18 protein-coding genes and 2 pseudogenes are annotated in these 25,307 nt (G+C 70.0%); 13 read left to right on the top strand and 7 right to left on the bottom strand.

Annotated elements, in window-relative coordinates:
• The first annotated feature begins 370 nt into the window (after positions 1–370).
• On the top strand, positions 371–3,901 hold the full coding sequence (mfd, locus tag OHA88_RS27495; protein ID WP_328627462.1) for a transcription-repair coupling factor: 3,531 nt from the start codon (positions 371–373) through the stop codon (positions 3,899–3,901).
• Here the strand turns inward: mfd and OHA88_RS27500 are convergent.
• Positions 3,879–4,454, bottom strand: a complete 576-nt coding sequence (locus OHA88_RS27500; RefSeq protein ID WP_328627463.1) for a TetR/AcrR family transcriptional regulator — start codon at positions 4,452–4,454, stop codon at positions 3,879–3,881. The genes mfd and OHA88_RS27500 overlap by 23 nt on opposite strands.
• Before the next feature lie 105 nt (positions 4,455–4,559).
• Between OHA88_RS27500 and OHA88_RS27505 the strand changes: the two genes are divergently transcribed.
• The 4 genes and pseudogenes from OHA88_RS27505 to OHA88_RS27520 all read left to right on the top strand — a co-directional run bounded on the left by OHA88_RS27505 (position 4,560) and on the right by OHA88_RS27520 (position 7,958).
• The gene (locus OHA88_RS27505; RefSeq protein ID WP_328627464.1) at positions 4,560–5,426 is read left to right on the top strand and encodes an SCO6745 family protein; all 867 of its coding nucleotides are present in this window, start codon (positions 4,560–4,562) and stop codon (positions 5,424–5,426) included.
• Positions 5,427–5,583: 157 nt separating this feature from the next.
• Positions 5,584–5,910: pseudogene (locus tag OHA88_RS27510) on the top strand (HNH endonuclease); the annotation flags it as partial.
• 82 nt (positions 5,911–5,992) lie between these two features.
• A complete protein-coding gene (locus OHA88_RS27515; protein ID WP_328627465.1) occupies positions 5,993–6,766 on the top strand; it encodes an HNH endonuclease family protein in 774 nt (257 codons plus the stop codon).
• A gap of 46 nt (positions 6,767–6,812) precedes the next feature.
• Entirely contained in the window at positions 6,813–7,958 is a 1,146-nt protein-coding gene (locus OHA88_RS27520; protein ID WP_443044297.1) for a DUF6183 family protein, read from the top strand.
• 118 nt (positions 7,959–8,076) lie between these two features.
• Here OHA88_RS27520 and OHA88_RS27525 read toward each other — a convergent pair whose 3' ends face one another.
• From OHA88_RS27525 to OHA88_RS27535, 3 genes are all read right to left on the bottom strand, one after another.
• The gene (locus OHA88_RS27525) at positions 8,077–8,676 is read right to left on the bottom strand and encodes a DUF6262 family protein (RefSeq protein WP_328627467.1); all 600 of its coding nucleotides are present in this window, start codon (positions 8,674–8,676) and stop codon (positions 8,077–8,079) included.
• Positions 8,673–10,433, bottom strand: coding sequence for a tyrosine-type recombinase/integrase (locus OHA88_RS27530; protein WP_328627468.1), 1,761 nt, complete (start codon positions 10,431–10,433; stop codon positions 8,673–8,675). The genes OHA88_RS27525 and OHA88_RS27530 overlap by 4 nt, the downstream gene beginning before the upstream one ends.
• A 437-nt stretch (positions 10,434–10,870) precedes the next feature.
• Positions 10,871–11,992 (bottom strand): tyrosine-type recombinase/integrase, encoded by a 1,122-nt coding sequence (locus tag OHA88_RS27535; RefSeq protein ID WP_328627469.1) that lies wholly within the window; start codon positions 11,990–11,992, stop codon positions 10,871–10,873.
• Between the two features lie 123 nt (positions 11,993–12,115).
• On the opposite strand from OHA88_RS27535, the pseudogene OHA88_RS27540 reads away from it, so the two are divergent.
• Positions 12,116–12,538: pseudogene (locus OHA88_RS27540) on the top strand (HNH endonuclease family protein); the annotation flags it as partial.
• A gap of 185 nt (positions 12,539–12,723) precedes the next feature.
• A complete protein-coding gene (locus OHA88_RS27545) occupies positions 12,724–13,470 on the top strand; it encodes an N-acetyltransferase (protein ID WP_328627470.1) in 747 nt (248 codons plus the stop codon).
• An 84-nt stretch (positions 13,471–13,554) separates the two neighbouring features.
• Here the strand turns inward: OHA88_RS27545 and OHA88_RS27550 are convergent, their stop codons facing one another.
• Positions 13,555–14,274, bottom strand: a complete 720-nt coding sequence (locus OHA88_RS27550; RefSeq protein WP_328627471.1) for a hypothetical protein — start codon at positions 14,272–14,274, stop codon at positions 13,555–13,557.
• A 38-nt stretch (positions 14,275–14,312) separates the two neighbouring features.
• A complete protein-coding gene (locus OHA88_RS27555; protein ID WP_328627472.1) occupies positions 14,313–15,164 on the bottom strand; it encodes a DUF4190 domain-containing protein in 852 nt (283 codons plus the stop codon).
• Between the two features lie 234 nt (positions 15,165–15,398).
• Here OHA88_RS27555 and OHA88_RS27560 point away from each other — a divergent pair, with 234 nt between their 5' ends.
• The 4 genes from OHA88_RS27560 to OHA88_RS27575 all read left to right on the top strand — a co-directional run bounded on the left by OHA88_RS27560 (position 15,399) and on the right by OHA88_RS27575 (position 21,036).
• Entirely contained in the window at positions 15,399–17,573 is a 2,175-nt protein-coding gene (locus OHA88_RS27560; RefSeq protein ID WP_328627473.1) for an N-6 DNA methylase, read from the top strand.
• 129 nt (positions 17,574–17,702) lie between these two features.
• On the top strand, positions 17,703–18,347 hold the full coding sequence (locus OHA88_RS27565) for a hypothetical protein (RefSeq protein WP_328627474.1): 645 nt from the start codon (positions 17,703–17,705) through the stop codon (positions 18,345–18,347).
• Positions 18,344–19,876, top strand: coding sequence for a serine/threonine-protein kinase (locus OHA88_RS27570; RefSeq protein ID WP_267004776.1), 1,533 nt, complete (start codon positions 18,344–18,346; stop codon positions 19,874–19,876). Before OHA88_RS27565 ends, OHA88_RS27570 begins: the two co-directional genes overlap by 4 nt.
• Positions 19,877–20,202: 326 nt before the next feature.
• Complete coding sequence (locus OHA88_RS27575) at positions 20,203–21,036, top strand: glycoside hydrolase domain-containing protein (RefSeq protein WP_328627475.1); 834 nt, start codon at positions 20,203–20,205, stop codon at positions 21,034–21,036.
• A gap of 116 nt (positions 21,037–21,152) precedes the next feature.
• On the opposite strand, the gene OHA88_RS27580 is transcribed toward OHA88_RS27575, so the two are convergent.
• On the bottom strand, positions 21,153–23,687 hold the full coding sequence (locus OHA88_RS27580; protein ID WP_328627476.1) for a YfhO family protein: 2,535 nt from the start codon (positions 23,685–23,687) through the stop codon (positions 21,153–21,155).
• Positions 23,688–23,821: 134 nt separating this feature from the next.
• Here OHA88_RS27580 and OHA88_RS27585 point away from each other — a divergent pair, with 134 nt between their 5' ends.
• Positions 23,822–24,781: a glycosyltransferase family 2 protein gene (locus OHA88_RS27585; RefSeq protein WP_328627477.1), complete on the top strand. Its 960-nt coding sequence runs from the start codon at positions 23,822–23,824 to the stop codon at positions 24,779–24,781.
• Positions 24,778–25,179, top strand: a complete 402-nt coding sequence (locus OHA88_RS27590) for a GtrA family protein (protein WP_328627478.1) — start codon at positions 24,778–24,780, stop codon at positions 25,177–25,179. The genes OHA88_RS27585 and OHA88_RS27590 overlap by 4 nt, the downstream gene beginning before the upstream one ends.
• The last annotated feature ends 128 nt before the right edge of the window (positions 25,180–25,307 follow it).

Raw genomic sequence — 25,307 nt, forward strand, 5'->3', positions numbered from 1 at the left:
CCCGGGTGTTCCTCCAAACACCCGGGGCTGGATGCGTTGCCGCTGCTCCCGGTGCGGCGCCCCTGCGCGCCGGGAGAGAACGCGGGGAGAGGACGCGGGGAGAGGACGCCGGAGGACGTGGTCACCCTCAGGGGGACGGCCGGGGTGCGCAGCGGGTGCCGCCGGGGTACGACGTGCCGTCGGAGGTCGCCGGTCCGTGCCGGAGGGCGACCGGATCCGGCCCGCCGAACCGGATTGCGGGCGCGGGTGTCACAGGGGAGTCGTACGCTGGGAACCCCCGGCCCGTGAAACGTGTCGGGCCCTTCGCGTTGCCCCCTGGCAGCAGCCGGCTGCCGGAACCTCGCCCTCGTAACCCGGACGGAAGCCCTTCATGAGCCTGCACGGTCTGCTGGATGTCGTCGTACGTGACCCGGCACTCGCCGAAGCGGTGAAGGCCGCCACCGACGGCCACCGGATGCATGTCGACCTCGTCGGCCCTGCCGCTGCCCGCCCCTTCGCCGTGGCCGCACTGGCCCGCGAGGCCGGGCGGACGGTGCTTGCCGTCACCGCGACCGGACGGGAGGCGGAGGATCTGGCCGCCGCCCTGCGGACGCTGCTGCCCCCGGACAGCATCGCCGAGTTCCCGTCCTGGGAGACCCTGCCGCACGAGCGGCTCTCACCGCGCTCCGACACGGTGGGCCGCCGCCTCGCCGTGCTGCGCCGGCTCGCGCACCCGAGGGCCGACGACCCGGAGACCGGCCCGGTCAGCGTCGTCGTGGCACCGGTGCGTTCCGTACTGCAGCCGCAGGTCAAGGGGCTCGGCGACCTGGAGCCCGTGGCGCTGCGCATCGGCCAGAGCGCCGATCTCGGCAAGACCGTCGAGGCGCTCGCGGCGGCCGCGTACTCCCGGGTCGAACTGGTCGAGAAGCGCGGTGAGTTCGCCGTCCGTGGCGGCATTCTGGACGTTTTCCCGCCGACCGAGGAGCACCCCCTCCGGGTGGAGTTCTGGGGCGACGACGTCGAGGAGATCCGCTACTTCAAGATCGCCGATCAGCGGTCGCTGGAGATCGCCGAGCACGGGCTGTGGGCGCCGCCCTGCCGTGAGCTGCTGCTCACCGACGAGGTACGCGAACGGGCCGCCGCCCTCGCCGAACGCCACCCGGAGCTGGGCGAGCTGCTCGGCAAGATCGCCGAGGGGATCGCGGTGGAAGGCATGGAGTCCCTCGCCCCGGTCCTTGTCGACGACATGGAGCTGCTGCTCGACGTGCTGCCCAAGGGGTCGATGGCGCTGGTCTGCGACCCCGAGCGGGTCCGCACCAGGGCCGCGGACCTGGTCGCCACCAGCCAGGAGTTCCTCCAGGCGTCCTGGGCGGCGACGGCCGGTGGCGGCGAGGCCCCGATCGATGTCGACGCCGCCTCCTTGTGGGGCATCGCGGACGTCCGCGACCGGGCCCGCGAGCTGAACATGATGTGGTGGTCGGTCTCCCCGTTCGCCGCCGACGCCGAGCTCGACGAAGACACGCTGAAGCTCACGATGCACGCCCCGGAGTCGTACCGCGGCGACACCGCCCGGGCGCTCGCCGACACCAAGGGTTGGCTCGCCGAAGGCTGGCGCACGGTGTACGTCACCGAGGGCCAGGGGCTCGCCGCCCGTACCGTCGAGGTGCTCGGCGGCGAAGGCATCCCGGCCCGCCTCGACGCGGACCTGGCGGAGATCTCGCCGTCCGTCGTCCATGTCTCGTGCGGTGCGATCGACCACGGCTTCGTCGACCCGACGCTGAAGCTCGCCGTCCTCACCGAGACGGACCTGACCGGTCAGCGCACCGCCACCAAGGACCTGGGCCGGATGCCGGCCCGCCGCCGCAAGACCATCGACCCGCTGACGCTGGAGACGGGCGACTACATCGTCCACGAGCAGCACGGTGTGGGCCGCTACATCGAGATGGTGCAGCGCACGGTGCAGGGCGCCACCCGCGAGTACCTCCTCGTCGAGTACGCGCCCGCCAAGCGCGGCCAGCCCGGCGACCGCCTCTACATCCCGACCGATCAGCTGGAGCAGGTCACCAAGTACGTCGGCGGCGAGGCCCCCACCCTGCACCGGCTCGGCGGCGCCGACTGGACGAAGACCAAGGCGCGCGCCAAGAAGGCCGTCAAGGAGATCGCAGCCGACCTCATCAAGCTGTACTCGGCGCGGATGGCGGCGCCCGGCCATGTCTTCGGCCCCGACACCCCGTGGCAGCGCGAACTGGAGGACGCCTTCCCGTACGTGGAGACGCCGGACCAGCTCACCACGATCGCCGAGGTCAAGGAGGACATGGAGAAGTCGGTCCCGATGGACCGGCTGATCTGCGGCGACGTCGGCTACGGCAAGACGGAGATCGCGGTGCGCGCCGCGTTCAAGGCGGTGCAGGACGGCAAGCAGGTGGCCGTCCTCGTCCCCACGACGCTCCTGGTCCAGCAGCACTACGGCACGTTCACCGAGCGCTACTCCCAATTCCCGGTCAGCGTGCGGGCGCTGAGCCGCTTCCAGTCCGATTCCGAGTCGAAGACGACCCTTCAGGGTTTGCGCGAGGGCTCCGTGGACCTGGTCATCGGCACGCACCGCCTGTTCTCCTCGGAGACGAAGTTCAAGGACCTGGGGCTGGTCATCGTCGACGAGGAGCAGCGCTTCGGCGTCGAGCACAAGGAGCAGCTGAAGAAGCTACGGGCCAACGTCGACGTCCTCACCATGTCCGCGACGCCGATCCCCCGCACGCTCGAGATGGCTGTCACCGGCATCCGCGAGATGTCGACGATCACCACACCTCCCGAGGAGCGCCACCCGGTTCTGACCTTCGTCGGCCCGTACGAGGAGAAGCAGATCGGCGCGGCCATCCGTCGCGAACTGCTGCGTGAGGGGCAGGCGTTCTACATCCACAACCGTGTCGAGTCCATCGACCGTGCGGCCGCCCGCCTCCGCGAGATCGTCCCCGAGGCGCGGATCGCGACCGCACACGGGCAGATGTCGGAACAGGCCCTGGAGCAGGTCGTCGTCGACTTCTGGGAGAAGAAGTTCGACGTCCTGGTCTCCACGACGATCGTCGAGTCCGGCATCGACATCTCCAACGCCAACACGCTGATCGTGGAGCGCGGCGACAACTTCGGTCTCTCCCAGCTCCACCAGCTGCGCGGCCGTGTCGGCCGTGGCCGAGAGCGCGGTTACGCGTACTTCCTGTACCCGCCGGAGAAGCCGCTCACCGAGACGGCCCACGAGCGGCTGGCCACGATCGCCCAGCACACGGAGATGGGTGCGGGCATGTACGTGGCCATGAAGGACCTGGAGATCCGCGGCGCCGGAAACCTTCTGGGCGGCGAACAGTCCGGCCATATCGCGGGCGTCGGCTTCGACCTGTACGTACGCATGGTCGGCGAGGCCGTCGCCGACTACCGGGCCTCGCTCGAAGGCGGCGTCGAGGAGGAGCCGCCGCTGGAGGTCAAGATCGAGCTCCCGGTCGACGCGCACGTCCCGCACGAGTACGCGCCCGGCGAGCGGCTGCGCCTCCAGGCGTACCGCGCGATCGCGTCCGCCACCACGGAGGCCGACATCAAGGCGGTCCGCGAGGAGCTCACCGACCGGTACGGCAAGCTCCCGGAGCCGGTCGAGAACCTCCTGCTGGTCGCGGGCCTGCGGATGCTGGCCCGGGCCTGTGGCGTGGGCGACATCGTGCTCCAGGGGCCGAACATCCGGTTCGCCCCGGTGGAACTGCGTGAGTCGCAGGAACTGCGCCTGAAGCGCCTCTACCCGAAGACGGTGATCAAGCCGGCTCTCCACCAGATCCTGGTCCCGCGTCCGACCACCGGAAGGGTCGGCGGCAAGCCGGTCGTCGGCCGCGAACTGCTGGCCTGGACCGGCGAGTTCCTCACGACGATTCTGGGGTCGTGAACAACAGCCCGGTGAGCGACCGGAACACCTCCTCGGGGTTCCGGTCGCCCAGCGGGTCGTTCAGATTGCCGCTCAGGAGCAGGGTGGCGTAGCCGTGGGCCAGGGACCAGGCGGCGACTCCGGCGAGCCGCTGGTCGTCACCGCGTCCCTCGGCGGGGAGACCGGTGACCCCCGCGCGCAGCGCCTGTGCCGCGCGAGTCTTCGCCGCGAGGAGCTCCGGGTCGTCCGGGTGGTGGAGCTCCGGCTGGAACATCACCTGGAAGTGCGCGGGGTGGCCGGTCGCGAACCGTACGTACCGCACACCCCTCTCCCGTAGGTCCGGCGCGTCGGCGAGGGCGTCGGAGAAGAGCCCGTACCCCTCGGCGGCGATGGCGGTGAGCAGGCCCGTGCGGTCCTTGAAGTGGTGGGCGGGGGCGGCGTGGGAGACGCCGGCCCGGCGGGCCAGGTCGCGCAGGCTCAGGGCGCCGGGGCCCTCGGTGCGGATGACGTCGAGTGCGGCGGTGAGGACGGCCCGTCGCAGGTCGCCGTGGTGGTAGGTGCGATCGCTGCTCATGGTCAGCACATTACGCGGAATCTAGTCATTGACAAGTTCGAGTGGGGAGAGCATTCTCTGGAACTAGTCAGCGACAAGATGATGGATCGGCCGGAGGGTGGAGACATGTCCGAGGAGTTGGGTCGCGTACGTCAGATGTGGCACCTGCTGGAGCCTCTGCACGCGGTGCTCTATTACGCGCCGGAGGCGTTCGAGGAGGCCGCAGTGCTCGGCTACCGCACCGATGAGCGCTGGCCCAGCTACTTCGCCTGGCGCGCGGCGCCGCTGGGGGCGGTCGACGCGGAGCGGGTCGCCGAAACCTTCTACAGCTTCAGTCCGCGGATGGTGCGGGAGCACATTCCGGCCGCCTGGTCCGTCGCCTCTCCCGATGCGGTGGTCGCGGCCCGAACGAAGGCGGTCGACCGTACGTACCGGACGCTGTTCGGCGAACAGGCCACCGGCCCGGAGATCACCGAGGCCGCCACGCTGGCCCGGCGCGTCGCGGAGGCCGCGGACGTGGCCGGTCGTCCGCTGGCCGAGGCCAATGCCGCTCTGCCGTGGCCGGACGAACCGCATCAGGCGCTCTGGCACGCGGCGACGGTTCTGCGCGAACACCGCGGGGACGGGCACATCGCCGCGCTCGCCGAGGCGGGGCTCGACCCGGTCGAGTCGCTGGTCTCGTTCGCCGGTATCGGTGCCGCACGCCCGGAGGTGTTCGAGAGCCGGGCCTGGAGCGACGAGGAGTGGAGCGCGGCCCGTGGACGACTGGTGAAGCGAGGGCTGTTGGAGGAGGACGGTTCGGCGACGGAGGCGGGCCGGGCGCTGCGTACCGAAGTCGAGCGGCGCACCGACGAACAGGCGGCCGCACCCTGGCGGGCGCTCGGCGAGGGGGAGCGGGAGCGTCTCGTGGAGCTGCTGGGGCCGTTGTGGGTCGCGGCGATCGGGTCCGGGCTGCTGCCGTCCGAGACGACGCTCGGCATCGGGAAGGTGTGAGGCGGGAGGTATGAGGCGGGGAGTGTGATTCGGGCCGCATCCCTCGGGTGTCGCGGCCATGAACGTCCGTCAGCGGGGAAGACATCCGTAGGATTCCCGGGTTCTACTTTCCCCGTCAGGACGGCTTCGAGTGATATCTCCCCACGCGTACCGAGTGATGCTGCCTGCCCTGGGCGTGGCGGCGGTCCTGGCCCTGGCGGGCTGCGACCCCAATGACGTGGCCGCCGGTGGCAGCGGATCGGCGGGCGGCGGGCAGTCGACGGGCGGCTTCGGCGCCGGCCCGCTGAGCAACCCCGACGGCACGAAGCCCGGCCTCGCCCCTCTCACCTCCGACGCGGACCGGGCCGCCGCCCGGAAACTCATCGAGAAGGTGAGCACGAAGGGCCGCGGACCGAAGACCGGTTACGAGCGGGACAAGTTCGGCTACGCCTGGAAGGACTCGGTCGACGGCATTCCGCTGTCCCGCAATGGCTGCGACACCCGCATTATCTCTATGCTTCGCCGGGTGATTGAGGCATTTGCGCAGCTCATGCCGGGAGGGATGAGTTGTGCTTTCTGAGAGGCACATGAGCCACAAGGCGACAGAGAGCGCGCGCTTCTTCCGTGCGGTGGCGGTGGCGGCGACTGCCGTACTTCTCGTCTCGGGATGCGAGGGTCTCGGCGAAGACGGCTCCTCCCCGGGACCCGGTCCGGCTGCGTCGGACGGACGGGCGGTCAGCCCGCTCAAGAACCCGGACGGTACGAAGCCCGGCCTGGCGCCCGTGACGGCCGACGCGGACAAGGCGGCGGCCAGCCGACTCATCAAGGAGCTGTCCACGAAGGGGCGAGGGCCGAAGACGGGGTACGACCGTGAGAAGTTCGGCTACGCGTGGATGGACACGGCGGACGGTGTGCCGCTCGCGAGGAACGGGTGTGACACTCGAAACGATCTCATTCGCCGTGATGGCCAGAGCCTCCGCTTCCGAGCTGGCTCGGACTGCGTGGTCATCGCAATGACGCTGGATGACCCGTACACCGGGACGACCATCGAGTGGCGCAAGCAGCAGGCCTCCGAGGTGCAGATAGACCACGTGGTGCCGCTGTCGTACAGCTGGCAGATGGGTTCGTCGCGCTGGCCGAAGAGCAAGCGCGAGCAGCTCGCCAACGACGTGCTCAATCTGATCCCGGTCCAGGGCCGGGCCAACTCGGCCAAGGGCGATTCCGGACCCGCGTCCTGGCTGCCGCCCAACAAACAGATCAGGTGCGCCTACGCGGTCCGCTTCGCACAGGTTGCCCTCAAGTACGGCCTGGCGGTGACGATGGCGGACAAGGCGATGATGCTGAAGCAGTGCCAGGGCTGACAGCGTCCTGCGGCCTGAGGAAACGCGTTCGATCCAGGGCTGCCGGATGCGTACGCTCCATGCCGTGGCTGATCGCATAGAGAAGATCGTGACGAAGCTGCCGGATTTGAAGAGCGTCACCGACGTCTGGAAGGTGGCCGACCGTCGTCTCGCGCAGGGGGACGCTGCCTTCCTCGCGGACCTCGGCATCGCGCTCGCCGGGACCTACGGCTCCGACCCCAGGCCGATCTGGCAGTACAGGAGCGTTTTCGACCACCTGCTCCGGCTGCTGGCCACCACCCCCGGCCCCGGGAACGTCGTCCAGGTGCTGCGGTTGGTTTCCTCGGCGGAGGCCGCCGACAGGAAGCTGGACCGCTACGCAGCCTCGTTGCTGGCCTCCGGCCACCCGGCAGAGGAACTCGCCGCGGCGTTCACCGGGAACGCCTCCGAGGAACTGCGTGCCTGCCTGGTCCATGAGCTCGTGCTCAGGGGCGTCGCAGTCACGGAGACGCCGGGGATCGCAGGGTGGGTGACGTCGCCGCACTGGAAGCACCACCCGTTGGGATGGCTGCCGTTGGCGTTGTCGGACGTGGAGGGACAGCCGGATCTGCCGAGCTACAGTACCCGAGGCAGCAGCCACTCAATGCCGTACGGCCCGTCGGAGAACGGTCGCGTGGCAGTCGAACGCGGGGCGCATGTGCCGCCGGCCGAGGAGACGACGACCCCTGCCGTTGCCAAGGGCATCAGCGCGGCCGTGGTGAACTGGGCCGAGGAGTCGAACGGCCGGATCGAGGCACGAGTCTTCGACCTGGCGGCTCCTCTGAACGCCGAGTCGGTACCGAGCGCGTTGCTGGCGCTGGGGCTGGAGTGCCTGAAGGATGCGGGGAAGAAAACCGCCTTCTCGGTCGTGGCCTGTCCGCCGGACCAGGCATGGCGGGTGCTCTTCGCCGCCGCCTCCTCGGGAGGGGCGTACAACTCGGGTGCTCGCGGCGCCTACGGCCGACTGGCCGCGTGGCAGTCCATGGCCAGCCTCGCCGGGGCTGCGGAGGGTGTCCCTGCTGAGATGGTCGAGGCACGTGCACGGGAGTGTGCCTGGTACGGCTTCGACGCCGACACCAAGTGGTTCGAGCGCGTGGCCTGGGACATCGGCCTGGCCGCAGTGTCTCCAGAACGCCGACGGCTGGCGGCGTTGGCCGTGACGGACACCGACTGAGCATGCCCCGGCATTGCTTCGGTGAAGCTTGACCCCTGTGCAGACGTCCCTCGTGGCTGTCCAGCCGACGGCATGGGAGCCGGCCGGACAGCCACGAGCCGCGGTCGTGCGGAGCACGCTACGGGGACGGAACGGCCCGCATGGCACGGCGGAGACCGGCCCGTGCGGCGGTGAGATCGTCTTCCGCCTCACGCAGCCGGCCCTCCAGGGCGGCGATCCGGTTCCTGGCCTCTGACAGTTCTTCGTTCAGGGTGGCGTTCCGCTGCTCGAGTTGTTGCACCCGTTGGATCAGTTCGTTCTGGTCCACTCCGTCCAGCTCGGCACCGAGAGACAGCCGGACCCGGTTCAGGAGCCGGTCACGTTCCCTCTTGAGATCCTTGATCTCTTCGCGCGCCAGGGCGAGGTCCGTCCGCAGCCCGGCAGGAGACACCTGTCGAGCCGGCGGAACGGGGGAGTCCTGACGTACCTGCTCTCGCTGGGCGGTGATGCCCTCCTTGACAGCCTGGTGCACCTGGGGCTGGTTGTAGACGAACCACGTGGACACCGCCGCGTCCCGAGCCACCTGACTGACGGTGATACGCCTTCCGGAGCGGAGAAGGCCGTCCACTGCATCGAGCGCGCGCTTGGTCTTGTCCTCGCTGTCCTTGGCGCGGCTGGCGCGCAGGCGCTCGACCCGTGAGTTCCGGTCATTGCTGCCGGAAGCGGCGGGACTTTTCATTCGGGGCTCCGTGTCGTCAGTGCCTGCAGGGGGACGAAGGCCGCTGCGGAGCGGGCCTTGCGCAGCTCGCGCGAGGCGGATTCGACGACCGCGCGCTCCTCGGCGGGCAGCGCGTCGAGCTTCCTCCGCATCTCGTCGGCCGACTTCGAGTACGCGCGGATCTGGTCGTCGAGATTGCGAACAACCCAGTCCGCGGCTTCCATTGCCAGAGCGGCCTCCCTGTCGGCCCGCAGGTCCGCGATCTGCTGTTCCAGGGCCGGTAGGTAGGAGGGTTCGGGCCGGTAGAAGTCGCATCCAGCACACTGGAAGCGGATGCGGCAGTGCCCGCCTCCGGCCTTGACGTTGCTGGGTTCGGTACAGCCGCCGTATGGGACCCCGACGCTCTCCACTTCGTAGGCCAGTGGGTCGCTGAAGCCACGGGATTCCCCGTGCCGGTCGACGGCGAGCGCCGCGACCGTTCGCACGGCTTCCTGTTTCCGGCTCAGGGAGACCTTGTAGTACCCCATGGTGACGTCCAGCGACCGGTGGTCCATGAGTTCCCGGAGGACGTCCGGCCGGGTTCCGGCGTCCGCGTGGCGCTGGGCGTAGGCGTGGCGGAAGCCGTAGGGGACGATCTTGGTGCGGTCGTATGCCAGTGGTTCGCCGTTGTCGTCCAGGCGCTCGTCCCAGATGCCGGGGATGAGCTCGTCGACCCAGATGCGGAAGATGCGGCTGCAGAACTGCGCCGAGGTGAGGTGGCGACGGCGGGGGCGGTTGCGTTGACCGGGGGAGGGGAACAGCCACTGGGTGCAGGCCGGCACCGGAGGGAGAGTCTCCAACTCCCTCTGCCAGGCCACGATCTCCCGGGCGGTGCTCTCGGAGATCGGTAGGCGGCGGCCGTGGCGGCGACGTTTGTGATTGTCGTAGATCAGCGTCGGTTTGCCGTCGATCCACTCCAGGCAGTCCCGCCGCAGGCTGGTGACCTCGCCCGGTCGGCGACCTGTGTCCCTCAGGACTGTGTAGACCACCTGGTACATACGGGCGAAGTCAGCAGTGGTCCAACCGCCGCTCTCGTAGGCCGTGGAAGTGCCCAGAAGGTCGATGTGCGCATCGAGTTGGGCGATGACATGTTCGGGAACGGCTCGGCCGATGTCGTCCTCGGTCACGTCGATCGCCGCGATGGTGTGAAAGCGGGGATTGACGGCGAACCCGCCGGGGATGTGGTCCATCATTCCGGCTTGCCGAGCGAACTCCAGGAACGCACGCCAGCGTCGCAGCAGTGCTCGCCTGTGGCTTGTCGAGTGGTCGTGCCCGTCCTCGGGGCGTTTAGTGACGCGGAAGTGGTCCACTACGGCGTTCATGTCCGCCATCGACAGCCGCTCAGGGGTGTCTCCCTCGGAGCGGTGAGCCAGCGCGGCCGACGCGATGGTCGCGGCGTACACGGTCTGCCTCAGCTCCAGAACATCGGGACGCGTAGCGCGCCCGTACTCCTTGACGAGATCCCGCAGCCACGTCTGTCGCACGGGTCGGAAGTCGATCACGCCGTGGACGGCTTTGTACTTCCTTCCCCGCCCCGCCGTGAGGCCTACCAGCGCGCATTCCCAGACGTCGCCCGAGGTGGGGTCGGCGCCTTCGAATTCCGCCCGGGCACGTCGGATGTGAAGGAGGACGTCGTTGAGAACGCCTCTGGCGGCAGCGGGGAGTTCGGAGGAGAAGCCGGAGTCAAGACTCAAGAGGGAGTCGAGTTCCTGCGCGAGGCCGGCCACGATGCGGCGCATGCGTTGGGGGACGAGGCTGATTCCAGCGTCGTCGCGTTGCTGAAGCCCATATAGAATCTCGTGTCGCACGGCTGGGGAAACCTGTGCCAGAGAGAACTGGGAGACCCCTGGCTTCACTCCGTCCGTGACGTTCGGCCGTCGACGAGCCACCACCGGGGTGTACGTCGTGTCGAAGTCCACAGGATTTCCTCTGAGGAGACGGGCTTTGCGGCAGGCGTCGCAGCGACTGCCATTACTTCCGACGTGCGTGGAGCAAGCCGCAACTACGCAGGTGAACACGTGGGTCGTCGGATTGTCTGGATCAGCTGTGAACAGTGCCTTGGCCGGATCCCATTCGGTCGTTCGCCAACCGGAAGCGAGGCGTTCTGCGAGCCAGGCGGACCAGTCGGTGAGCGCGGTTGAGCGCCGGGGAACCGTGGCGAGCGCAGTGCTCGATGTCATCGCGCGATCTCCAGGGTGAGGCTGTCGACGGCCGATCGAAGGTCCTCGTCCTGAGCGTGGAGATAGACAGCCGTGCTGGCCGACGACGCATGCCCCAGCAAGGTCTGTACGACGTCGGGCGCCACGCCGCTGCGGATCCAGCGTGTTGCCGCTGTGTGCCGCATCATGTGCGGCCGGGCGCGCAGGCCGCAGCGGTCACCGATGCGCTCGATCACCTGTTTCGCGTTCGAGTACGACATCGGGCGTCCCGCCCAACTGCCGACGAGGTTCACGAATACGTAGTCACAGCCTGCCGCTCCGGAAACGTCTTCCCGCTCGGCCAGATACTCGCGGTACCGGTGAACGGCGTTCTGAGCGAGGGGCACCGCGCGGTGTCGGCCGGCCTTGGCGCGTGCCCCGTTCTCGTTGTTCTGGCGGGGGCGGACGTGCAGGTGGGCGCCGCGGGTCCGGCAGCCGAGGTGTGTGGAGTCCGGGAGTAGGTGCATGTCCTCACGCCGCAGCCCGAGGGCTTCACCGATACGGAGGCCCGCCTCTACCAGGACGGTCAGCAGCAGCCGGTCGCGCGCGGTGTGAGCGGCATCGAGAATCTGATCCATCTGGGCACCGGTGAGAGTCTGTGGTGCCTGCTCGATCTCCGGCGCCTTGAGGACACGGGCTTTGACCATCAGATGCTGGCCACCCTCGCCGGGGTCGAAGCCGGCCGGGGCATGGGTGAGGAAGCGCGGTTCGCTGAGACGCGCTGCGACCTCGTGATCCACATGGCCCTGGACCGCGCAGAAGCGGAGAAACTCGCACACCGCGGTGAGCGTGGCGTTGACCGTCTTGCCGGTCGGAGGCCCCCCATGTCGTGTCGGTGTCCGTTCGACGTGGAACTTGAACAGACTCATGTCCCCGAGCCGGACGGTCCTCCAGTCGGTGCCTCGCCCCGCGCACCAGCTGAGGAAGCGACCGATTCTGGGGATGTACGCGCGCTGTGTCTGTGGCGATCGACCGGCTCCGCGCAGATACAGGGAGAACTCGCGGGCCTCGGGATGAGGCGCGTACGTCTCCTCGTCGACCAGGAGCCAGGTGATCTCGCCGGTGGTAGGCGATACGGCCTTCTCTGTGCGTAACGTCATGGGATCTACTTCCTGTCTCCGATGTCACTCATGTGCCTCATGGCGTGACTGATAACGGCGAGGGACAGGAATGGGTTACGGCTGTGCCTCATGTGTATCGAGTTGAGAAGGGAGATAGAGATAACCCGCAACGACCTGTTGGCCCGGGACGGCAAGGATGTCGAACTCCGGTCGGGGTCGGACTGTGTCGTCGTCTCCATGACCCTCAAGGACCCGTACACCGGCTCGACCATCGAGTGGAGCAAGCAGCAGGCGACGAAGGTCCAGATCGACCACGTCATGCCGCTCTCGTACGACTGGCAGATGGGCGCCTCCCGCTGGCCCGAGGCCAAGCGCCAGCAGATCGCCAACGACCCGCTCAACCTCATCCCGGTCGACGGCCCGGCCAACAATGCCAAGCGTGACTCCGGCCCGGCTTCCTGGCTGCCGCCGTACAAGCGGATCCGCTGCTCGTACGCGGTGCGGTTCGCGCAGGTCTCGCTGAAGTACGCGCTGCCGGTGACCACCGCCGACAAGCGGGCGATGCTGGCGCAGTGCGGCGGTTGACGGCGTCGGGTCGCTGAGAAGGGGGCACGCACGGGGCCCTGGAGGCAGACGCCCTTCCTGGCGGCTCCGGCGCCGACGGGGCCGGACGGTGCCGGGCGTACGCACGGTCACGCGGCCGCCGCCGTGCAGCGGGGGCATCGGTAAACGCGTTGGCTTCGGGAGATCCGCTGCCTAGCGTGTGGTGGATGGAGCTGAAGATCACCACCCTCGCCGCGCGCCCCGAGCTCGCCGGACCCATGCAGGAGATGCCCGAGACCTGGCCGGAGTTCGTCCTGGAGGATCTCGTCGGGTGGGCCAACTACCCCAGGCTCGCCGTCGATTTCCCGGAATTCGCGCTCGTCGCGACGGACCCGGACGGTGGCGTGGCCGCGCGGGCGTACAGCGTGCCGTTTGCCCTGCATGCTCCGGGGCGCGGGGAGTTGCCCGAGGGCGGCTGGGACCAGTCGCTGCTGTGGGCCTTCTCCGACCTGCGGCATGGGCGTATGCCGGACACGGTCGGCGCGGTCGAGATCGCCGTCGCCAAGGGGCGGCAGGGGGAGGGGATTTCGGGGCGGATGGTCGCCGCGATGCGGGAGAACGCCGGGCGGCTCGGGTTCCGGGAGCTCGTCGCCCCGGTGCGGCCGAGCGCCAAGCACCTGGACGCCTCGGCGCCGATGGAGGAGTACGCCCGCCGGACCCGGGCGGAGGACGGGTTTCCGTACGACCCGTGGCTGCGCGTCCATGTGCGGGCGGGCGGTGTGATCGAGGCGGTGGCGCCGGTGTCCATGACGGTGTCGGGCTCCCTCGAGCGGTGGCGGTCCTGGACCGGGCTGCCGTTCGACGATGACGGTCCGGTGGAGGTCCCGGGGGCGTTGGTGCCGGTGCACTGTTCGGTGGTGCACGGATATGCGGTGTATGTGGAGCCCAATGTGTGGGTGCGGCACCGGGTGTGAAAACGAACGACCCGCCTGTACGTGTGTGTACAGGCGGGTCCGTTGTGTACAGGCGGGTCCGTTGTGTACAGGCGGGTCCGTGTGTCAGGTGGCCGGTCTCTTTACCGTGAACGGTTTGTCGAACTCGGTGAACTCGACGGCGAGCGGGGTCCCGGTGCTGAAGCGCAGCCTCAGGAGGTGGGGCCTGCCCTCTGCGGCGACCGCCGCCTGCCACGTCCCCCTGCCCGCCCGGCCGGTCAGGGACAGGGCGGGCGTGGAGCCGACAGCGGTTGCCCTCCCCTTGTGCGCGGTACTGCTGTTCTCCGCCAGGCGGTCGAGGAAACCCTTCCGGTCGCAGTAGCCGAGGGTCTGTGCCGTGGACCTGTCGGCGTGGCCCGCCTTCACCCAGCGGCCCGTGAGTTTCTTGACCTCGGCGTGCGGCCGGCCCGGGGACGCCGCCCGCAGCATCGCCTCGTCGGACTGGGTGTAGACCGTGCCGCCGGTCCTGACCAGGTCCATCGTGCCTGCCGCACCCATGGACAGGGTCACCGTGCACTCGCCCCTGATGTCGGTGGCCACGTACGCCTCGACCGGGGTGCCGTCGGGCGACTTCGTTTCCACGGTGATACGTACCGACTTGGCGGCCCGGGTCGCCGCCAGGGCCTTGTTCACGACTTCGGGTCCGGTCAGCCGGGCGAACGGCGCGGTGTCCTGCTGCTGGGCGAACACCGGGTTGCAGGCCGTGAGAGCCAGGACAGTGACGGCGCAGAGCGTCGCTGTCGCGGTGCGCAGAGCGGTGGCGGCGATGCGGGCGAGGAGGCGCATGATCGGGCTCCGGTCGGGGTGGCGAAGGGCGGGGCGCTCTAGAGCTTCAGGTCCCACTGGGTGGCGTCGTACGTGAAGCCGGGGTTGACCTCGACGGTCAGGTTCTTGGCGTCCGCCGGGGCGTCGAAGGCGAACTGGACGGTGACCTTCTTGCCCGGCAGGACCGTGCCGCTGAAGCCCTCGCCGACCTTGCCGTCGAAGATCTGCTCGGCGTTCACCCCGTCCTTGCCGGCCCGCGCCTCGACGTTGACGAGCGCCGAGTCGAACTTCTCCTTGCCCGCGTTCTCGATGACGACGGCGATCCGGTACGCCTTGTTGCCCTTCGTGTGACCGGCGGCGAACGAGTCGGGGGTGTACGAGGCTGCGTCGCCGACCGTGACCGTCAGATCGTCGTCGTAGACGGCCGAGTCACCGGCCTCCAGCGCCTTCCCGGCGTCCGGCTTCTCGTTGCCGCCGGAGCCCTTGCCCTTGTTCTTTCCGGAGCCCGTGTCGCCGGCCTTCGGCGCGGCGCTGGCAGTGGTGTCCGACACCGCCCTGTCGAGCTCGTCCACCGCGTCGCCCACCGCCTTGAACGTGATCACCGCACCGACCACCGAGAGGATCAGCGCGATCAGGCCGAGGACGGCACCGAACGTGGTCGCGCCCTTGTTGGTGGCCTCGCCGCGCTTGACCCGGCCCCGGCCGACCAGGCCGAGGATCAGGGCGATGACGCCGAGGATGCCCGCCAGCCAGAAGAGGAACGGGATCAGGCCCGAGACGGCGCCGATGATGCCGAGGATCAGCGCCGAGATGCCGAGCCCGTTGCGGGCCGGGCGCAGGCCCGGCGTCTGCGCCGGGGCGTACGGCTGCTGGGGCTGCGGGGACTGCGGCGGCTGCGTGAACTGGGACATGGCTGTGCCCTCCGGCAAGTACAGAGATGAGTGGTGAGCGGAATGCTGCGCCGCCTGGTGTAGCGACAGGTCAATAACAGCAGAGCTTGTGAACCGAGTCAACACCGTTCACGCGAAACTGATTCATGCACGGTGTGAATCGGTGTCGTGTGAACGGCTCGGTATGCTCGCCTACACAGAGCAGGCAGCGCGGACGGATCAGGACCAGGACGCCCAGGACCAGGGAGACAGTCAGTGCCGGAGAACTCGACAGAGGTGACCGCGGCCGGGATCGCCCGGCTCGCGGGGGTGGGCCGCGCCGCCGTCAGCAACTGGCGACGCCGCCACGCCGACTTCCCCAAGCCGGTCGGCGGCACCGAGACCAGCCCGTCCTTCGCCCTGCCCGAAGTCGAACAGTGGCTGCGTGACCAGGGGAAGCTCGCCGAGGTCCCGCTCCGTGAACGGGTCTGGCAGCAGCTGGCCGGGCACCCGGCCGGCGCCGTCCCAGCCCTCGTCCACGCGGGCTGCGCCCTGCTGCTCGTCCGGGACAGGCCCACCGCCTGGCTGGAGATCAGCGCCGTGTCGGACGGGCGGATGGCCAAGGTGCTGCACCTGGCCCTGAACGACCTGCTCACCGCACGCTTCGGTCCGGCCACCGAAGCAGGCGACGGAAGCGGAGGTGGAACGAATGGATGCGTACGCGCTGTTCACACCCCCACCGCCGACGAACTCCTTCCGTCCGTTCCCCTGCTGCGCGCCGCTGCCGAACTCGCCGCCGAGACCGGGGCCCGCCAGGCCTTCGAGTTCCTCCTCGGCCGCCAGCTCGACGCCAACCCGCGCCAGTTCACGCTCACCCCTCCGGGCCTCGCCGAGCTGATGGCCGCCCTCGTGGAGACGGGGAGCCGGCCCGCCCGTACGGTTCTCGACCCGGCGACGGGGACCGGCGCCCTGCTGCGCGCCCTCAGCCGTCCGACCGCCCTGTACGCGCAGGACGCCGACCCCGACCTTGCCGCGCTGACCGCGCTCCGCCTCGCCCTGAACTCCACCATCGAGAGCTGCACGGTCGCCGTGCGGACCGGCGACACCCTGCGCGCCGACGCGTTCCCGCAGCTCGCCGTCGACGCCGTGCTCTGCCACCCGCCGTTCAACGAGCGCAACTGGGGGCACGACGAGCTCGCCTACGACCCCCGCTGGGAGTACGGCTTTCCCGCCCGTACGGAGTCCGAACTCGCCTGGGTCCAGCACGCCCTGGCCCATCTGCGCGAGGGCGGCACCGCGGTTCTGCTGATGCCCCCGGCCGCCGCGTCGCGCCGTTCCGGCCGTCGGATCCGTGCCGATCTGCTGCGCCGCGGCGCCCTTCGTGCCGTCGTCGCCCTCCCGGCCGGCGCCGCACCCCCGTACGGCATTCCGCTCCACCTCTGGGTGCTGCGCAAGCCCGGCGCCGGTGTCCGCCCCTCGCCCGAGCTGCTGCTCGTGGACACCGCCGAACCCGCCGAACCGGCTGCGGCGACCGCCGGCGCCCCCGCGTCGGGCGGGCGGGACCGGCTCGACTGGCAGGCGGTGCGCAGCGCCGTGCTGGACGCCTGGGAGCCGTTCGAGCGGGCGGAGCGGACCGCTCCCGAGTCGGACGCCCCCCTCGACCGAACCGGCCAGGACCGGCCGGGTGTCAGCCGGGTCGTCCCCGTCATCGAACTCCTCGACGACGACGTGGACCTGGCCCCCGCCCGCCATCTGCCCCCGCCGACGGCCGGTGGCGGAGCCGCCGAACTCACCCGCGTACGGGACCGGCTGACCGAGACGCTGCGGCTGACCGCCACTCTCACGCCGCCGCTCGCGGACCTCTCCGACCCGGCCCGCTGGCCCCTCACCACCGTCGGTGAACTCGCCCGTGCCGGCGCCCTCCAGCTCCGTACCGGTGGCTCCGGCACCGGACCCGGGCCCGTCCTCACGGAATACGACGTCCTCGGCTCCACCGCCCCCTCCGGGACGCTTCCCGCCACCCCCGCGAGCACCGACGGGCCGCCCGAGGAGCCGGTCCTCGTCGAGCCCGGTGACGTCGTCGTTCCCGTGCTCGGCGGCGGCACCGTCGCCCGGGTGATCGACGAGGCCACGGCGGGCGCCGCACTCGGCCGCAACCTTCAGCTGCTGCGCCCCGATCCGGCCGCCCTCGACCCGTGGTTCCTCGCCGGTTTCCTGCGCGGCACCGCCAACAACCGGCAGGCCAGCAGTTACGCGTCCACCGCGACCCGGCTCGACGCCCGACGCCTCCAGCTCCCACGCCTGCCGCTCGCCGAACAGCAGCGGTACGGGGCGCAGTTCCGCGCCCTCGCCGCGTTCGAGGACGCGCTCCGGCTGGCCGGCCGGCTCGGTGGACAGCTGGTCCAGGGGATGTACGACGGGCTGACGGACGGTACGGTCGCGCCGAAGTGAGCTGAACCACAACAGTTCCGTACAACCCCGGGACCGTTGTCGGTGTCGCCCTTTACGCTCAGGTCTGCCAGATCTGCGCGCGCTGACAGGTGCGTTCAGCACTTCCCCGACCAGGTACCAGGAGCAGCCATGTACGGCCCGGGTCATCCGCCGCCGCCGACGCCGATGCCGCCGCGTCGGCTGCCCAGCCGAGCCTGGATCGTCTCGATGCGCGTGCTGTTCGTGGTGCTCTCGGTGGGCTCGATCGGTCTCCTGCTGTGGGCTCCGCTGCTGCGCCTCGCGATCGTGCGCCGCAGGACGTCCGACTGGTGGGTGACCGGGGCCGGCTTCGTGTTCGTCTGTGTCCTCCTGCCGATCATCGGCAGGGACGGCAGCAATGCCGACGCCAACGGCATCGACTTCGTTCTCATACCGATGCTGCTCCTGGCGATGCTGGGCGCCCCCGTGTACTACCTGGTCGCGGACATCCGCCACTACGAGCAGCTCGAAAAGCAGCCTTTCGGCGGCGGGTACCTGCCGCCGGGGTACGGGTACACGACCGTGCCCGTGCAGCAGCCGCGGCCCGCTCAGCCGCAGCAGCACCAGCCACAGCAGTACCAGCAGCATCAGCCGCCCCGGTACCAGCCCGCGCAACCCCAGAGCTCGCCGTCGCAGCCCGCGCATCCCCAGAGCTCGCCGCCCCAGCCCGCGTCCACCCCGCCCCACCGCATCGACCAGGTCCGCGCCGAGCTCGACGAGCTGAGCGACTACCTCCGTAAGGAGGAGGACCGTTGAACGGACGTGTCATCGCCGGGCGGTACGAGCTCGCGACCATCCTGGGCCAGGGCGGCATGGGCCAGGTCTGGACGGCGTACGACCAGCGCCTCGACCGCCGGGTCGCGGTGAAGCTGCTCCGGCCCGACCGGGTCGCCGGTCCCGGCGGCAGCGGCGCCGCCGACGAGCTGCGGCGCCGGTTCGTGCGCGAGTGCCGGGTCACGGCCCAGGTGGACCATCCGGGCCTGGTCACCGTCCATGACGCGGGCAGCGACGACGACGACCTGTTCCTCGTCATGCAGTACGTCGAGGGCTCCGACCTCGCCGACCATCTCGCCGAGCACGACCCGTATCCCTGGCAGTGGTCCGTCGCCGTGGCCGCCCAGCTCTGCGCCGCGCTCTCCGCCGTGCACGCCGTGCCGATCGTCCACCGCGACCTCAAGCCCCGGAATCTGATGGTGCGCCCGGACGGCACGATCACCGTCCTCGACCTGGGCGTGGCCTCCGTTCTGGACAACGACACCACCCGCCTCACCCACACCGGTACGCCGATCGGTTCCCCGGCCTACATGGCGCCCGAGCAGGCGATGGGCGGTGCCGTCGGCCCGTACACCGACCTGTACGCGCTCGGTGTGCTCCTGCACGAACTGCTCAGCGGGGACGTGCCGTTCGCCGGATCCACCGCCCTCGGTGTGCTGCACCGCCACCTCTACGAGCCGCCGCTCCCGGTCCGGCAGATCCGGCCCGAGATTCCGGAGCCCCTCGAAGCGCTCGTGCTGCGGCTGCTCGCCAAGGACCCGCAGCACCGTCCGGCGAGCGCCCAGGAGGTGTACGAACACCTCACCCCGCTCCTCCCGTCCCGCTCCACGGGGCTGCCGTCCGGCCCGCTCGACCCGACCCGCCCCTTTCTGCGGCCGCACGCCCCGTGGCCCGACCTCGTCACGACTCCGCCCGCCGCGCAGCCGGCGCCGGTGGCCGCCAAACCGGATGTCGCGGCCGCCGTCGACGAGGTGAAGCAACTGCTCGGGCAGGGCAGGATCACCCAGGCCGTGGACATCCTCGGTGGCATCCTCCCGGCCGCGGCCGAACAGCACGGTGAGGGTTCGCCGGTGGTCCGCATCCTGCGCAAGCAGTACGCGGCGACGCTCATGGACGACGGGCAGTACCGTCGCGCCCTGCCCGAACTGCGCCGCCTCGCCGACGACCGCGCGGCGGAGGCCGGCCCGGCCGACACCCAGACGCTGCAGTACCGCTACGACGCGGCGCAGTGCCTGGAGCAGCTGGGCGAACCGGCCGCCGCGCTCGCGGAGTACCGCGCGGTCCTGCCGTACTACGAGAACCAGTACGCGACGGGCAACGACCCGGCCCGTTCCTTCGAGATCCGTCAGCGCATCGGGTATCTGCTGCTCGCGGTCGGCGACCACGCGGCGGCGCGCGGGCAGCTCCAGGCACTGCTGTACGACACCGAGCGGATGTACGGGCCGCACCACCCGCTGCCGGTGGAGCTGCGCCGCCAGCTCGACCGTCAGATGCAGGTACGCGGCGGCTGAGCGGACCGGGCGGGGCCGGTCGGTCCGGTCCGCCGACGCGACGGGACGAGCCCGGTCGGACCGGTCCCGCCAGGGATTACGGGACAGCCCTTGGACGGGGGCGTCGGCGCAGGGCGACAGGCTGTGGCTCGCACGGGCATCGGCGTGGGCTGTGAAAGCAATGAGCACGCCAAATTTGTGCAATGGCTGCACGGAATGCCCTATTCGTCGGCGAACCGTCGATCACGGCGTGAGACGGTGATCTGCCGCCGGGGCGGCTGACGACTCGCCTGCCCGACGGCCTCTCTCTTCTTTCGATCCTTCTTCCGAGGACTGTCGAGGTCTCTGTGCCTTCTCACCGCATATCCAAGAAGCGTCGTCGCATCTCCATGGCCGTGGCGGGCGTCGCTGTTCTCGCCGGCGGTGCGTTCGCCGCCGAGGCCGCCACCGCCACCACGGCCGCCAGACCCGCGCCGAAGATCTACACCGGGCATGTCTTCGACACCTGCACCGCGCCGTCGCTGACCACCATGAAGGGCTGGTACAGCTCCTCCGTCTACCACGGTGCCGCCGTGTACGTCGGCGGTAAGAACCGCGGCTGTGCGCAGCCCAACCTCACCGCCTCCTGGGTGAAGGCCGTCAGTGCCACCGGCTGGAAGCTCGTCCCGCTGTACGTCGGCGCGCAGCCGCCGTGCCAGACGAGCGCCAACCCCGAGAAGATGACCGCCGCCAACGCCACCTCACTGGCCGTCACCGACGCCAACGACGCCGTGGCGAAGGAGGCCGCGCTCGGCATGAAGCCGGGCAGCCCGGTCTACCTCGACATGGAGTACTTCGACCCGAAGAGCACCTCCTGCGTGAACACGGTGCTTTCGTACATCCGGTCGTTCGACAAGACGGTCAAGGCCAAGGGGTACTGGTCCGGCTTCTACGGCTTCAGCAACTCCAGCGCCGCCGTCGTGGCCAACGCCACGAACCGCACGGACCTGCCGGAGATCCTCTGGTACGCCCGTTACGACGACGTGTACTCCACCACCACGGGCTTCCCGTACGCCTCGACGCTGTACACCGGGCATCGCCGCGGTCACCAGTACGCCGTCAACAAGAAGGTGACACACACCGGTGGCACGCTCACGATCGACCGGAACGCCTGGGACGCCCCGGTCGCGATCGTGGGCTGAGGCCGCCGGCCATGGCTGACTGATCGACCACCCCCAACTCCCCCACCGCCGCTCCCCCCGCGGACCGGTCCGACGGGGCGTGCCGTCGGACGGACCTGTCGCGGGCGGGGGCCGGGTCAGTCCGGTCCCGCCAGTACAAGGTCCTGCCGCCCGGCGCGTCGTCGCACCAGCGCACCCCACAACGCCGCCCCGGCCAGCACGAGCAGCGCGCCCGCTCCGACCGTCGAACCGGCCCGCAGGCCGGGGGGACGGAACGTGCAGTCGACGGATGTGCCGTCGGCGGGGACGGGCGCGGAGACCAGGCCCAGGTAGCTGTCGGCGGGGCGCCCCTGGCAGCTCCAGCCCGCGATCCGGGGCGCGGCGAGCACGACGGTTCCGCGGCTTCCGGGCGGCAGTTCGGCCCGGACGCCGTCGTCGGTGACGTGGACGGACGTCGCTCCGGTGCGCCGCAGCCCGGTCACGGCCGCGGCCAGCCGGTCCCGGTCCAGACAGCCGAGGGCCTCGCGCGGCACGGTCCCGGCGCGGACGGACTGCAGCGTGACCACGACCTGCCCGTCGGCGCCCACGATCCGTCCAAGTGGTTCCATCGCGGCGCGGCGGGCCGGCAGCAGGCCCCGGAGCTCGGTCTCCTGGCCCGCGCCCGGCCGATCGCTCACCTGCGCCGAGCCGAACACCCCGGGTGCCCACAGATACACCTCGCTGCCCGCCGGACAGCGGGCGGTCAGCCGGTATGTGCCGCGCCCCACCCGGTGGGTGCGGTCGTCCCGATCCTCGACCGGAGCACCGCTCACCGTCCGGAGCGTCGTCCGCGGCACGGTATAGACCCGTGAACCGAGCAGTGCCTCCTGGTTCCGGAACGGCGACGGGCCGAAGGACGGCGCCGCGCCCGGTTGCCGCACCGTCACCAGCGGCGGTACCTGCTGCCGCGCCACCGTCACCGGCCGGTCGTCCGGTGCGTTCCACCGCTGGTGCGGGTCGCGCGGCCCATGGACCCGAGCAGCGACCGAGAAGATCGCGTCGGTGACGGGGTTGTCCAGGCTCTGCACGGCCCGGCCGTGGGACGTCCAGCCGGCGCCGAGGGCGGCGAGCGTGCGGGTCAGCACGGCCGGCGTGTGGCTGCTGTAGTACGCGGCGCCCTGACCGCCCACGAGCAGTGGATCGTTGGCGGTGGTCCGCTCCCCACCGGGGTCGGTGCGGTAGCGCGGCCAGCCGTCCACCCGGGCCACCGCGTCGGCCTGTACACGCTGCCGCTCGCCCCAGGGCGCGTAGTGATCGAGCTGGGCCAGGCGCTGCCGGTCGGCGAACGCAGTGGTCGCCGCGGCCTGCCCCACCAGCGCACCGGTCAGCAGCAGCGCGGTGGCGAGACCCGCCCGACGGCCCCGGGCGGGCAGGGCGAGCGCGGCGGCCGTCGCCACCAGACCGGCCGCGAACAGCAGATACGACCGGTGCGTGGCCAGGTCGCTGAAGGCCGCCCCCGCCGCGATCAGCACCAGCACGGCGCCTCCGCCGACCAGGGCCCGGGGCCCCGGTCGTCCGTACGAGACCGAGATCCAGGCAGCGATCACCACCAGACCGGCGAGCACGAACGTCTGGCGGTACGGACTGCCGTTGGGCGTCGCGAACGCGTGCCAGAGGAGATGGGTCGGCCCCCACTGCAGCGACAGCCCGACTCCCGCCACCAGCCCGGCCCACGCCCACCGTTCGCGCCGCGGTACATCCCGCTGGAAGACGAGTGCGCAGGCCGGGAGCAGTGCGACGGCGCTCAGGAAGAGGGCGGGGGTGAAGAAGCCGTACGTGCCGGGGAACAGCCGGGCCAGCACATCGGGCCAGGCAGCGGGCTGGAACGTCCGGTCCCAGCCGGGGTAGGCGTGTTTCGTGCCCAGGTAGACGGGAATCAGGACGGGCGCCGCGAGCCCGATCCCCACGAGCACGCTCCCGGCCGCCCGCGCCAGCCCCCGTATCGCGGCCTTCGGCCTCCCGGCCCCCTTCTCACCCTCCGTCAGCAGACGTACCACCAGCACCAGGGCGGCCCCCAGGGTCGCCATGTACGCCGTGTAGAAGTTGGCGACCCACACCACCGCGACGAGCAGCGGAGCCACCATGCGATGGCGTCCCGTCCGGGCCCACTCGCCGACCAGACAGAGCAGCGGCAGTGCGATCAGACCGTCCAGCCACATCGGGTTGTACGACGCTTCGGCGACCGACCAGCCGCACAACGCGTACGAGCCGCCGAGCACCCCGGCCAGCCACCACCGCCCGCCCCGCAGGGTCAGCAGCAGGAATGCCATCGCGGCCGCGGCGGACGCCATCTTCACCACGGTCAGCACGTACACCGCGAGGTCGATGCGGTCCCGGGGGAAGACCCCGACGAGCAGTGCGAACGGGCTGGTCAGGTAGGTGCCGAGATCCGGCAGGAAGCTGGTGCCGTATCCGGACGACCAGTTCAGGAACAGTCCGCCGTCGCCGCGTCCGTGCAGCAGGTCCCAGAGCCGGGCGTGGAACGGCACGAACTGATTACCGAGATCATTGACGCTCCGGGTGTGCGGCCCGAACGGAAAGCTGCGGGCCCTGGCGTCGCCCGCGCACACGGTGGCCGTGGTGATCAATGCGGCGAGTGTGACCGCGGCCGTGCGGGGACGGAAAGTCGGCATACGGACGAATATCGCAGCCGTGAAGGTAATGAGCAGAGTGGAACCGCTCATTCAATAGTTCAATTCACGTAATGGTCGCTCATTGTCCATGTTCGCCCTCCATGTCTGACGCACCGACAGGGTGAGATGCTCCTGTGCTGATCTCGTTGGTAGTGCCTTGTTTCAACGAGGAGGAGATCCTCGAACGCTTCCATGCGCGTGCCACGGACGAAATGAGTCGGCTGGGGCACGACTTCCAGATCGTCTACGTCGACGACGGCAGTGCGGACAGCACGCTGCCGATCCTGGAGGAGCTGGCCGGAGCCGACCCGCGGATCCGCTATCTCTCCTTCAGCCGCAACTTCGGCAAGGAAGCCGCCATGCTCGCCGGCCTCCAGCACGCCGACGGCGATGCGGTCGTCATCATGGACGCGGATCTCCAGCACCCGCCCGAGCTCGTCGGCCGCATGCTGGCGGAGCACGCCCACGGCTACGACCAGGTGATCGCCCGCCGTAACCGCAAGGGCGACCGCGTCACCCGCACGCTCGGCGCCCGCGCCTACTACTCGCTGATCAACCGCCTGGTGGACGTGGAGCTGGTCGACGGGGTCGGTGACTTCCGGCTGCTGTCCCGGCGTACCGTCGACGCGGTCCTCGAACTCACCGAGTACAACCGCTTCTCCAAGGGCCTGTTCGCCTGGGTCGGATTCCGGACGACGACCTTCGGATACGAGAATGCGGTCCGTGAGAAGGGCAGCTCCGCCTGGACGATGGGGAAACTTCTCAACTACGGACTCGACGGACTGCTCTCCTTCAACAACAAGCCGCTGCGCGCCGCCCTGTACCTGGGGATGGTGCTGATGTCCGTCGCCTTCGCCTATGCCACCTGGATCGTCGGCGTCGCTCTCGTGAAAGGGGTGGACACGCCCGGCTATGTCACGCTGATCGTCGTGGTCACGGCCCTCGCCGGGGTCCAGATGGTGATAGTGGGTGTGGTCGGCGAGTACGTAGGCCGCATCTATTACGAGGTGAAGCGGCGCCCGCATTTCTTGGTGAAGGCATCCAATACCGGCGTACCGAATCAACAGCGGTCGCGGCAGTTCGTACGCCGATGACGGTCACGGCCCAGATGGCCCGCTTCGCCCTCGTCGGCGTCGTGAACACCGGTACGTACTACGGCTGCTACCTGGCCCTGCTGACCGTGCTGCCGTACCTGGCCGCGCATGTGATCGCGTTCGCGTTGAGCATGACCGGCTCGTTCCTGCTGAACTCGTACTTCACGTACCGGACCCGGCCCACCTGGCGGAAGTTCCTGCTCTTCCCGCTCACCAACGCCGCCAACTTCGTCATCACCACCGGCGGTGTCTGGCTGCTGGTCGACCGCGCCGGCTTCAGCAGCCGCTACGCACCGCTGGTCGCAGCGCTGGCGGCCATCCCGATCACCTTTGTGGTCTCCCGCGCGATCATGCTGCGGCCGGACGCGAGGCCGAAAGCGGTCGAACGCGCGCGCTGAGCGCACCTGATTCGGCCCACATCCCGAACTCCTGCCGAATCGTTGGTCGAACCAGTGGCCCGGATCACGCCCACTGCCTAACATCGATCACCGCAAGGTCTTGTGCACCGCCGCACAATCTCTCCCCG

Origin of the sequence: Streptomyces sp. NBC_00353, from assembly GCF_036108815.1 — a bacterium.
Taxonomy (GTDB): Bacteria; Actinomycetota; Actinomycetes; order Streptomycetales; family Streptomycetaceae; genus Streptomyces.